10 protein-coding genes are annotated in these 12,303 nt (G+C 30.7%); 5 read left to right on the forward strand and 5 right to left on the reverse strand.

All coding sequences use genetic code 11. The annotated features are described in order from the left end of the window. Positions 1-113 precede the first annotated feature (113 nt). From L8D11_RS00885 to L8D11_RS00895, 3 genes are all read right to left on the reverse strand, one after another. The gene (locus tag L8D11_RS00885) at positions 114-695 is read right to left on the reverse strand and encodes a sodium:solute symporter family transporter (RefSeq protein ID WP_236869796.1); all 582 of its coding nucleotides are present in this window, start codon (positions 693-695) and stop codon (positions 114-116) included. A gap of 69 nt (positions 696-764) precedes the next feature. Next, positions 765-1,946 (reverse strand): aromatic amino acid transport family protein, encoded by a 1,182-nt coding sequence (locus L8D11_RS00890; RefSeq protein WP_236869797.1) that lies wholly within the window; start codon positions 1,944-1,946, stop codon positions 765-767. 118 nt (positions 1,947-2,064) lie between these two features. Beyond that, on the reverse strand, positions 2,065-2,697 hold the full coding sequence (locus L8D11_RS00895; protein ID WP_236869798.1) for a tetratricopeptide repeat protein: 633 nt from the start codon (positions 2,695-2,697) through the stop codon (positions 2,065-2,067). Between the two features lie 78 nt (positions 2,698-2,775). Between L8D11_RS00895 and L8D11_RS00900 the strand changes: the two genes are divergently transcribed. The 4 genes from L8D11_RS00900 to L8D11_RS00915 all read left to right on the forward strand — a co-directional run bounded on the left by L8D11_RS00900 (position 2,776) and on the right by L8D11_RS00915 (position 6,708). Further along, positions 2,776-3,396, forward strand: a complete 621-nt coding sequence (locus L8D11_RS00900; RefSeq protein WP_236869799.1) for a DedA family protein — start codon at positions 2,776-2,778, stop codon at positions 3,394-3,396. Next, on the forward strand, positions 3,396-4,706 hold the full coding sequence (locus L8D11_RS00905) for a sigma-54-dependent transcriptional regulator (protein ID WP_236869800.1): 1,311 nt from the start codon (positions 3,396-3,398) through the stop codon (positions 4,704-4,706). The genes L8D11_RS00900 and L8D11_RS00905 overlap by 1 nt, the downstream gene beginning before the upstream one ends. Positions 4,707-4,868: 162 nt before the next feature. Then, a complete protein-coding gene (locus L8D11_RS00910) occupies positions 4,869-5,567 on the forward strand; it encodes an outer membrane protein (RefSeq protein WP_236869801.1) in 699 nt (232 codons plus the stop codon). A gap of 13 nt (positions 5,568-5,580) precedes the next feature. Next, positions 5,581-6,708 carry a hypothetical protein gene (locus L8D11_RS00915; RefSeq protein WP_236869802.1) on the forward strand — a complete coding sequence of 376 codons (1,128 nt, stop codon included), beginning with the start codon at positions 5,581-5,583 and terminating at the stop codon, positions 6,706-6,708. Positions 6,709-6,787: 79 nt separating this feature from the next. Here L8D11_RS00915 and recG read toward each other — a convergent pair whose 3' ends face one another. Continuing rightward, a complete protein-coding gene (recG, locus tag L8D11_RS00920) occupies positions 6,788-8,860 on the reverse strand; it encodes an ATP-dependent DNA helicase RecG (RefSeq protein ID WP_236869803.1) in 2,073 nt (690 codons plus the stop codon). A gap of 2 nt (positions 8,861-8,862) precedes the next feature. After that, the gene (gene uvrB / locus L8D11_RS00925; protein ID WP_236869804.1) at positions 8,863-10,842 is read right to left on the reverse strand and encodes an excinuclease ABC subunit UvrB; all 1,980 of its coding nucleotides are present in this window, start codon (positions 10,840-10,842) and stop codon (positions 8,863-8,865) included. A gap of 306 nt (positions 10,843-11,148) precedes the next feature. Between uvrB and fliD the strand changes: the two genes are divergently transcribed. Further along, positions 11,149-12,255, forward strand: a complete 1,107-nt coding sequence (gene fliD / locus L8D11_RS06145; RefSeq protein ID WP_410519497.1) for a flagellar filament capping protein FliD — start codon at positions 11,149-11,151, stop codon at positions 12,253-12,255. Positions 12,256-12,303: the final 48 nt, after the last annotated feature.

Here is a 12,303-nt window from a genome sequence, read left to right on the forward strand (position 1 = left end):
TTTTTGTTCAGCGCTAAAATTTCTTTTTTCTTTTTTACTCATACTTCTTATTTTTTATTTATATTTTTATATCTTTTAGGAAATAAAACTACTCTTTTTGTTGTCTGACTTTTTCAGTCCACTATATCCACCATATTGAAAATAAGAAAATACAGAATTACATCTGAGTATATAATGCCGCTAAATCCTCTAACACCAATATATGAAATAACAAAAATCAGCCCCACAATCATGGAGTAGTACAAATCTAAACCGAATAATCTTTGAATCAACAACCCTATCCCAATAAGATACGTGACAGGCAACGCTTTAATCAAAATCATTAATGAAGATAATTTATATGCAGTTTTGCCATATTTTTTCTGGATTATTTCTGGCAATGTAAAAACATTCATTTTTCTTGCCTTTTCGACAAAAAATATCATAAAGAAAATTCCAGAAATATAAAAACCAATTCCATATATTGCAATAGTATTAACCCCCCTTTTAAACGCTATTTGCGTTACACCAAAAATATCTCCATACCAAGTGGAAACTAATGTTGTAACAAATAGAGGAAGTGTCAATTTGCGACCAAAAAGTAAGTAATCAACCGCACTTTTTTCATTATGCTTTCTTGATAACAATACTGTGTATAATAACGTCAAACCGGTCAAAACTACGAATATACTAAGATCCAATCTATTTAAACTCATATCGTTATAAATTATGGTTGCTTATATTGTCATATTAATGCTCTTATATTCTATATAAAAGCACATCACTTATAAAAAATTAACTAGTTCGATTATAACTATAAGCATTCCTAATATTAATGACATAATTATAGCTATCTTATTTTTTTGCCCTAATTTTAGGGCTATAAATGCTGGAAGTATGATTGCCAACATACTTAAACTAATTGCAGCAAAAGCCAAAGCTTTTACAAAAATATTTTTTCCAAGAATTGCTATCAATAAAGGAGGAAAAAATGTTATAAATATTCCTTTTAATTGATCTTTAAATACTTCCCTTTTAAATTTAAACTTCTCTAAAATATAATCATACAAACCCACTCCCACTCCTAAAAAAGAAGTAATTATCGCCATCCAACTAAACACTGAAATAATAACATGCAATTTATCTTGCTCAGTTCTCTCTGCAAGCATTTTTATAAGCTCATGCAATTTGTTATCACTATTATTCACAGCATCAAAGCTGATTAATCCATATTTTGGTAACACCGCAGATGTAAAAAATATCCAAAGACAATATACAATCAGACTTAAAAAGCTACCCCATAAAAACGCTTTTTTTATATCTTTTTCATTATTGTCTAAATATTTCATTATAGAGGGTATACTTCCATGGAATCCAAATGATGTAAAAAAAACTGGAATTGCTTTAAATAAATCGTTGTTTTGTAACAAGTATCCATTGAAATTTTTCAAATTACTCAATTCTACCTTTGAGCTTAAAAAATATAACATGGTTATAAAAACCCCTATTTTCATAACAAAAATAATTCTATTACTTACGTCCAAAACTTTAAAATTAAATATTATGAAAAATACCAATATCACCACCACTAAATATCCTATAACTCCGTTACTAAGCAAATTAGATGAATGTGGCATATTTTCTAACATACTTATCTCAACAATTCCTGATATATAAGCTGCTAAAAGAGAATAAAATAGCGTTATGATTGACAAATCAGCAATGAGCCAAATTTTAAAATCAAAACTCTTTTTACATAACTCAGAAATTGAAAATGCTCCTTTGTAAAATAAATTAACTTTAAGAACCATTAAAGAAGAATAATATCCTAATAACCAGACCATTATCAGTAAAAACAAACTTTTTATTTCGCCCAAGGACGATGAAATCATTGGCAACGCCAGCATGCTTGCTCCGATACTAGTCCCTGCGACAATTAGTATTGAACCAAATACTTTACTATTCATCAGCATAAATTATTTTGAATATAACTTTCTTGAGCAGAACTTAAAGCTAAACATGCATCCTGTAAAGTTTTTTTTATGAATCCTAAAGCCCAAATCAAAACCCAACAAAACGATGAAGTTATGATCGAACCCTCTTATCTATCATTCTTGCAAGATACATCAACAGATTTGGAGATTCATTATCCGTTAGTATTTCATTCAATTTAGAAGAAACCTTACCTTTTTCGCTTTTATTCATGAGCAATATTGATTCACCCAAAACTGCAATATTATTGAAATATTCTGCATTTTTATAAAAATTCTCATACATTTCTATCCCTTCCCCTGAGTTAATCTTCCCTGATGATATTTTTATCTTAATTACCATCAACTCTGCATAGTCCCTATAAATTTTATCTGTACTTTTTGAGTCTATTAGTAATTCATAATTATGTATAGCACGATTAAAATCCTTATTAATAGCATAATACGCACCCAATTGGAGTTTCGCTAAGTCCGAATATACTGTTTTTCCTATTTTAAGCTTTTCTAGTTTAGAAATTTTATCCTTATCATGAGAGCCTATTGCGTCTCCGTATTCACTTGCCTCCTCCAACAACACATTATTTTTGTGTTTATCCCACCAAAAATAAATGATGAAACATATGAATGTAGCTAACACAAGAATCGCAACGTACTTTCCATAATTTTGAAGAAAATTATAAAACCTTTCCTTATTAACCTCATCCCTAATTTCGTCTAAAACATCCATATAAACAAATAGTAATTGTGATTTATATTTTTTTACTTATATTATCCTAGATAAATTGCATAAAAACATCAAGATTTAATGTTTGTAGAGTTTTTTGGAGAAGTATTCAAGCTAATTTTAAATTTTGTTCAAATTTTTGGTTATATAGGGATTTTTATCATGACTTTCATAGAAAGTACCTTTATACCCGTTCCTAGCGAATTAACATTAATACCCGCAGGATTTTTAATTGCTAAAGGAGAACTGCACTTAGCACCTGTTTTAATATCTAGCTTAGCTGGCACTTTGTTGGGATCACTTCTCAATTATTTTATGGCATACCACTTTGGTAGAAAATTATTTATAAATTATGGAAAATATTTTTTTTTAAAATCTGACCAGTTACTTTCTTTGGAACTGTTTTTTAATAAATATGGCGCTATATCAACATTTTTTGGAAGGATGCTCCCTGGAATTAAGCATTTTATTTCGTTTCCAGCTGGACTCGCTAGAATGGATTTGAAACTTTTCGTTCTATACACTATTTTAGGAAGCTTCATTTGGCTTTCATTTATTCTTTATCTTGGCCATATAATTAGTACAAATGAAGAGCTAATATCTATTTATATAAAAAGATTTAACATAGTGATTATTTTTGTTGTTATCTTTATTGCAATACTGCTATATGCTAAGGGTAATTTTAAGAACAAAAATAAGTAATGTTTGACATATTAGTAATCGATGATGAGCAAGATATTGGGGAGCTAATAAAAGATATTATTGAAGACGAACTCCATTTAAAAACAGAATTTGTACTCAACTCATCAAGTGCCTTAGAAATACTCAAAAAATCTTCTCCAAAAATAGTCATTCTTGATATTTGGCTAGAAGGTAGTGACATGGATGGATTGGGCTTATTAAAAATCATCAAGGAAACTTACAAAGAAATTCATGTTATAGTGATTAGCGGACATGGTAACATTGAAACTGCAGTAAAAGCCATAAAGCTTGGAGCCTATAACTTTATTGAAAAACCATTTAAATCAGAAAAATTAGTAATAACTGTAAAAAGAACATTAGAAAATATTGATCTTCAACAATATAGCACTCAACTAAAACAAGAAAATGATTTAGCTTCTATTATAGGTACTAGTAAACAAATTACTGAAATTAAAAGTAAAATTGCAAACAATATAGGATCAAATGCTAGAACTATGATATTTGGAGAAATTGGAACAGGCAAAGAAAAAATTGCACGTCTGATTCATGCTTATCAAAATTACAATGACAAACCCTTTTATAAAGTAAGCATTGAAAATCATTCTGAGAAAGAATTGGATAACATTTTATTTGGAAACACTGAATCTACCTCTATATTTGAAAAAGCTAAAAGATCAACGATATATCTGAGCGAAATTTCAAAATTATCAAAATACCTGCAAAAAAAGCTACTTAATTATTTAAATAATTCACAAAACTCTAATCAATTGGGCAAAATAATTTGTTCTTCCACTATAAGCCAGGAACAACTAATTCAAGATTTAAACTTTAATCAAAGCTTGCTTCAAAGACTATCATTAACAATATTAGAAGCGCCTCCTTTGAGAGAGAGAAAACAAGATATAAAACTTATTGTAGATTATTACATTAATAATTTTAAAAAACATTATTATATCAATAATTTAAATCTGGGTAGTGAATTTTATGCACAATTCCTAGATTATGATTGGCCAGGAAATATTTTAGAATTAAAAAATTTTATTGAAAACCTACTGTTAAAATTACTTCTAAATCAAGGAACCCTATCAAACTCTAACGATTTTTCACTTTCCCAAAACAGTAAAAACATTTTTACTACCTATTTTGATAAATCATTAAAAGATGCAAAGCAATTATTTGAAAAAAAATACATAGAGTTTAACCTTCAAAAATTTGATAGCAACATCACACATACAGCCAAATACATCGGCATGGAAAGAACAGCCTTACATAAAAAAATCAAAGACCTAGCAATAAAATTGCACAACTAATACTTGCATTCGTTGCAATTAATTAGTACGCTTAACTTAAGTGCTACTAGATGTGCGTGAAATCCACCCTGTTCTTATACAGAACGTTGTTTACGACCATGGTTTATTTACAACCATCAGTAAGATAACAGAATAAAAATAATAATCAAGGAGGAAATTGATATGAGGAGAAAAAATATTTTATACACTACTTCAATTATATTAGGATTTTCATCAGCCCTTGCCATAAATCCAGTTTCGACTTATGCAAATTGGTATGAAAAACCCTTTTTTAAGATGAATGTGGGCTATGGTTTGCCTGATAAATTAACCGATAAACATGATGGTGATAGAGAAAGTAAAAAACCATCTAATGCAATGTTGTACAATGTTGGCTGGGGTTATAAATTAACAAATAACTTATCAACATATTTAGATTATACAAATTTCAGAAATATGAATCACACAGTAAATCAGGATTCTCACACATATCAACATAATGTAAGAGCAGACTTGTTCAATCTAAATTTTCAATATAATTTTAATAATGAAAATCATTTTATGCCCTATATAACAGCAGGAGCTGGCGTTTCAAAAAATAAATTTGGTGATTATACCATAAAAAATGATACTACTAATCAAATTATTTTCAGTGAAGCTGCTAATACACATAGCCAATTTGCCTGGAATGCTGGCTTAGGAATTGAGTATAAACTAAATACAAAAGTTAGTATAGGAACAAATTATAAATATGTAGATCTAGGTCATGTTAAATCATTAGGATATGGTTATGATGCAAATAATAATAAGGAAAATGACCCGAAAAAATCTAGATTTAATATACACACAATTAACTTAGGGTTGACATATAATTTTAACTAAAAAAGAGGAGAAAATGGCAAAATCAGCAAAACAATTTAGACAAAGTACTACAAAGCAAGTTGACAACCAGCCTTTTTTAGGCACAAATTTTATCGCTACTTCAAATAACGCTAACTCTGTAAATGAATTAGAAAAGGTAGCTGCAGAAGTTCAGGAATTGGAAAAGAAAAACGATACTCTTTCAAAAGAAAAACTATCACTAGAGAAAAAGTATACTAATTTAAAAGCTGCATTTGCAAGTACAGATGAAGACTGCACTAAACTAAAGGGAGAAAATGCCAATTTAAAGGCTAATTTGGCAAGTGCAGAGGAGGAGAATGCTAATTTAAAAACTGCTTTGACAAATAAACATGAAGAGTACGCTACACTAAATGGAGAGTGCTCTAAACTAAAGGTAGGGTATACTACACTAGATGAAGAAAATGCCAATTTAAAGGCTAATTTGGCAAGTGCAGCGGAGGAGAATGCTAATTTAAAAACTACTTTGGTAAGCGCAGAGGAAAAATTAGAAAACAAAACTATTACCACAGATGAGGCAAACGAACCAATCTCAATAAATTCTGAAAAAAATGCTTACGATATGCTGAGTTTAACTATCGAAAAAATACAATCTGAATACTTTTTTTCAAACAATACGGGAACTGAAGTCAAAAAAGATACTGCAACTTCTATAAATCATAGAGAATCAAACACAAAATGCTTTGAAATTAGTGGTTCCAGCTTAAAAAGCTTAGAATCAGAATCAAGTGATTGTGAAAAAATATACTCGTTGCGTAATTTTTTAGATTCAGTTGGTATGGATAAGGGTGATGCATCGGTGATAGCCAATTTTAGTAATCTTATCAAGCAATATTCATATGCTGACAAAGACGGTAAAAAAGTGATAAAATACACAGATGGTAAAGGCCAAGGTGATCAAGAGTGCTTCAAAATGGAAAATGAAAAAATATCCACTTATGGAGAAAATTCATTTTCTGATGAATGCGCTCCATTGATCAACCTATATACATTATTACAAACTGCAAATGGTAAGGAAATTTGGCATTATGAAAATTATGATCTTAAAAATTATGATGATACACAATTTAATGAAATTTTAGGTTTTGAATTTGCTGATAATTCGAATTCCGCTACAATTTGAGTATTATAAAATCTTGAAAAATATCTTAGTTGCAAGGATTGTTAATACATCCTTGCAATGCAAGTACTAAACAATAAAACTATGTCAAACTTGTTCCTTGCTCTTTAAAATATATATCCTTATCAAATACTTCTAATAGAGTCGTTATTGAATCACCTAGTGGTTGCTTGATAAGCTCACTTGCATATTCATCAGCAATAGATACTAATGACGCATCTCTACATACATCGAAAAATCTAAATCCAGATTCACCACTCTGCCTAACTCCTAAATAATCTCCACTTCCTCTTATCTCCAAATCTTTTTCCGCAATTTCAAATCCATCACTAACGCTAGTTAATATACTCAATCTCTTTTTAGAGTCTAAACTCAACTTCGTTCCATAAAGCAGTATACAATATGACTGAAGAGCTCCCCTTCCAACTCTGCCTCTTAATTGGTGTAATTGGGACAAGCCAAATCTTTCAGCATTTTCAATTACCATAACTGTAGCTTCTGGAACATCTACACCAACCTCAATAACTGTGGTTGAAACTAAAACTAGCTTTTGGCCATTTTTAAATTTTTGCATTGCATCATCTCTCTCTTCAATTTTCATTTTACCATGAATCATAGCAACTTTGTCTCCTAGTTTTTCCTGCAAAATCTTAAAACTATTTTCTACATAGGATAATTGCAATTTTTCTGACTCCTCTATCAAAGGGCATACCCAATAAACTCTCTCACCTCGTTTCATTAACACTTCTATCTTTTCTATTAAATTATCCATTTTAGATTTTGATAGCGTACTAGTTACAATTGGAACATTTGATTTTGGTTTTTGTTTGATAATGCTTACATCCATATCGCCATAATTTAACATATTAATAGTCCTAGGTATTGGGGTAGCAGAGAGCATTAATAAATCTACATCATCGCCTTTTTGCATGAGATTTAACCTTTGTTTAACACCAAATTTATGTTGCTCATCAATTATTACTAATCCTAAATTTTTAAATGTCACTTTTTCTTGAAATAAAGTGTGAGTTCCAACAACTAAGTCAATATAACCATTTTCCAACCCTTTTAAAATTTCTTTCCTCTCTGAAATTTTTAGGCTTCCAACCAAAAGCTCAACTTTAACCTCCATTTGTTTTGTGTAATTGACAATATTCCTATAATGCTGTTGTGCTAAAATTTCTGTTGGCACCATAAAGGCAACTTGCTTCTTCGCCTCTATAGCATTTAATGCGGCACATATAGCTACAAAGGTTTTCCCGCATCCGACGTCTCCCATAAGCAATCTTAGCATTTTCTTTTTTGCCAGTTGGTCTTGCGAAATTGAATCAACTGCCAGCTGTTGCTCTTTAGTTAATTTAAATTCCAGTTTATCTAAAAAACTCTCTACCAATTTACCAGAAAATTTTATAGAACTTTTTGATTCATTTTGAAGTTTTTGCCTTAAAATTTTAAGGCATATTTGATTTGCAAGTAATTCATCAAAAGCAATCCTTGATTTAGCATTTTTTAAATCTGCAGAATTAATATCAAGTGGAGAATGCAAAATATTTAATGATTCCACAAACCCTTTCCATTTTTGTTTTTCTAATAAATCATTAGGCAACCACTTTTCACATTCAGGCATATTACTTAAAATATTCCTTATTAAATATGAAATTAATTTTGATGTTAGACCTTGAACTTTTGGATAAACTGTTTCTAATTTAGGAACCTTGTATTTCTCATTTGATTTAACTACTACATCAGGATGCACCATAACAAAATTTCTATCTTGAATTTCCACTTTTCCACTAATGATAATATTTTTTTCAGCAATAAAATTTTGCCTAATATATGGTGGAATTTTATTAAAATAAATTAGTTCAATTAAACCAGATTCATTTTTACATAATATTCTACTAGGTGATTTATGCCGAAAGCTTGTATTTATCTTTATCTCAAAAACTTCTACTTCAAGAGTTACCAAATCTCCATTTTTAATTTCATAAATATTTGGTGAGTATCTTCTATCAATGTAATCAGTTGGTAAATGAAATAATAAGTCCTTAAATTTTCGTATACCAAGTTTGGCAAATAGCTTTACTCTTGCATCACCAACATCCATTAACTCAGATATATCCTTGGATAAATATCTTATTAAGCCACACTTCATATTTATGAAATAATCAATAAACTTTTTTGCAATTTATCTATTTTATCTCGCAGTTTTGCTGCTTTTTCAAATTCTAAATTTTCAGCAGCTTCAAGCATTTGCTTTTTTAACTTTCCGATATCATTTTCTATAACTTCTAAATCCATAACTTTTTTATCATTATTTTTATCCCTTAAATTAGCTACAGCTAAATTCAAGGAATTCATTAGTTGTTTTTTAATTGTGGTTGGAGTAATACCATTTTCTTCATTGTGCTTTTCTTGAATTTTTCTTCTTCTAAAAGTTTCTTGAAGAGCTTTATTTATTGAGTTAGTAATTTTATCAGCATATAAAATTACCCTCCCCTCGCTATTCCTTGCTGCTCGCCCAATTGTTTGAATCAGTGAAGTTTCTGAACGTAAAAACCCCTCTTTATCAGCATCTAAAATACAAACCAACGAACATTCCGGAATATCAATACCTTCTCTAAGCAAATTCACCCCTACTAAAACATCATATTTACCCTCACGTAATTCCTGAATTATTTGCACTCTCTCCAGTGTTTTAATATCTGAGTGCATATATACAGCCTTAATATTTACTTCATTTAAATAATCGGTTAAATCTTCTGACATTCTCTTAGTCAACGTTGTAACTAATACTCTTTTATCATTTTTAGCTAAGATTTTACACTCCCCTATCAAATCATCCACTTGTGTTTCACAGCTTCTCACTTCGCATATTGGATCTAGTAATCCCGTTGGTCTAATAATTTGTTCAATGTATTTACCATTCGTATATGCTAATTCTCTTGGACTTGGTGTTGCTGAAACAAAAATTGTCTGCGGACGCATTGAGTCCCATTCTTCGTATTTTAGTGGCCGGTTATCAAGCGCAGAAGGTAGCCTAAAACCATGTTCCACAAGAGTTTTTTTCCTACCTCTATCTCCATTATACATACCTCCAATCTGTGGCACTGTAACGTGACTCTCGTCGACAAATAGTAATGCGTCACTCGGTAAATATTCAAATAAAGTTGGTGGCGCCTGCCCTTCATTTCGTCCAGATAAATATCTAGAATAATTTTCAATTCCTTTGCAGGAACCTGATTCTAAAATCATTTCTAGATCAAAATTAGTTCGTTGAGCTATTCTTTGTGCTTCTACAATTTTATCCAATGACTTAAATTCCTCCACTCTATCTTTAAGCTCATCTTGGATTAAATCTATTGCTTGTTCAATAGTTGCTCTAGGGGTTACATAATGACTATTTGCAAATATGGTAATTGCATCAAGTTTTTTGGTTCTTTCACCTGTCAAATAATCAAATTCATAAATTTTCTCAACCTCATCATCCCAAAAAGTTATTCTCCAAGCTCTATCTTGGTAATGTGATGGGAATATATCTACGTTTTCCCCTCTAATTCTAAACCCCCCTCTTGTAAAATCCAAATCCACACGCTTATATTGTAGCTCAATTAGCTTTTGCATAATATACCTGCGAGAATATTTCTTGCCCTGCTCTAGTTTAAATGACATTTGTAAATACAACTCAGGAGCACCTAACCCATAAATACAAGAAACTGAAGCAACCACTATCACATCTTTTCTTTCAAGCAGTGCTCTGGTGGCAGAATGCCTAAGTAAATCAATTTGTTCATTTATTTGAGCATCCTTTTCTATATAACTATCTGACTGCGGTATATAAGCTTCTGGCTGATAATAATCATAATATGAAACAAAATATTCCACAGCATTACTGGGGAAAAAACCTTTCATTTCATTGTAAAGCTGTGCTGCTAATGTTTTATTATGAGCCATGATAAGTGTTGGTTTTTGACATCTCTGAATAATATTTGCCATCGTAAAAGTCTTTCCTGAACCGGTAACCCCCAATAACACTTGATTTCTATTGCCATCGTTTAAACCTTCAGTAAGTTTATCAACAGCTTCCACCTGATCCCCTGCCAGATTATATTCACTTTCAATTTTAAACATTGTCATTTTTAAAAATTATTTGGTATAATTATTGCTGTAACCAATTAAAAGGACAAATACATTTTAAGACTATGTTAGATTCAATAGGTAGTGTCAAGGACGTCTTCAATCCACAGGAAAATACTCAGCAAGCAAAGGCCATTAAGGAAGCTGAGAAACCGCTAAAAAAAAATACAGGATGAAGTAAGAATTTCAACAAACACCATCTCTGGTCTGGGGCAATGGCGCACGCATCTTGAAAATTTTGAATCTAATATATCAGAATTTACATATAACTTTTTAAGAAAAAATGGTGTTTTTGACAGTAAAAAAGTGGTTGCTCTTGAGGATCTAACAAAAAATTATGCAGAAATAAAAGCTAAACCTGGAACAACCAATCAACAAATTCCTTTTGAAATTGAGTCAATTGCAACAGGCGAGATAATCACAAGTAAGAATCAATTTAACCCTAATGAAGCATTTGCTAGTGCAGTTTCTAATCCTGCTGGGGGTAGAATAACTCTCACAGTTCTGGATAATGGTCTAAAAGCTGAGCGTAGTAAGCTTTCTTCAGGCAAATTTACTATTGGTAACAGTAAAGAAATAGAAATAACAGGTACAGATAATCTTTTAGATATTGCTAAAAAAATTAATAATGTAACTAAGCAAGCAGGAGAAGAAAAGAATCCACATGTTGTTGCAAGTGTAGAAAAAGATTCTACTTCAGGACCAGAATATCTGTGGATACGCTCTGATGAAAAACACCATGGCAAACAAAATGAATTTACCATATCTGGTGATGCAATGAAAAATGCTGATTTTATAGCTAAAAATCAGCAAATAGAAGTTGATTTTGATGATACAATTACAGTAAGTGATTTTGTTGCAAGATTAAGAAACAATGCAAAAAAAGCTGATATTGAAGTTTTATATAACCCTCAACTTGGTAATGGTAAAGCAGAAGGAAAAATAGCTCTAAAATCACTACTAACTGGCACAGGTAACAACATTAAGATTAGCGGCGACATATTTGACAGCGTAAAACCTGCACAGGATGCTAAAATAAAGGTTGATGGGCAAGAAATTACGTCAAAAACTAATAGAATTGAAACAGATAACCTTTTTATTAATTTGCTTAACAAACCTTCTCAGGTTAATGGCAAGGATCAAATATTTAACCTTTCAGTGCAAAATGACACAGAAGGACTAGTGGAAAAATTTGAGGCTCTGGCAAAAAGCTATAATGATCTTGCAAAGTTTGTTGGAACAAATTCTCTACAAGTTGAAGGCGAAGATATTCCAAAACCTGCAGAAATTGCAGCATTGTATAGTGGACTGAAAAATCAAGACAAAATTTTGAGAATTTTGCTTCCTATTATTAAGCAGCATTTTTCAATGCCTCTAAATAAACATTCATGGGCTTTTTATAGCCAATGCTAGAATGAAATCTTTTGTTATTGTATTTACTAACATATTCACTAATTACCT

This window comes from Candidatus Bandiella numerosa (assembly GCF_021811875.1).
In the GTDB taxonomy this organism is placed as follows: domain Bacteria; phylum Pseudomonadota; class Alphaproteobacteria; order Rickettsiales; family Midichloriaceae; genus Aquirickettsia; species Aquirickettsia numerosa_A.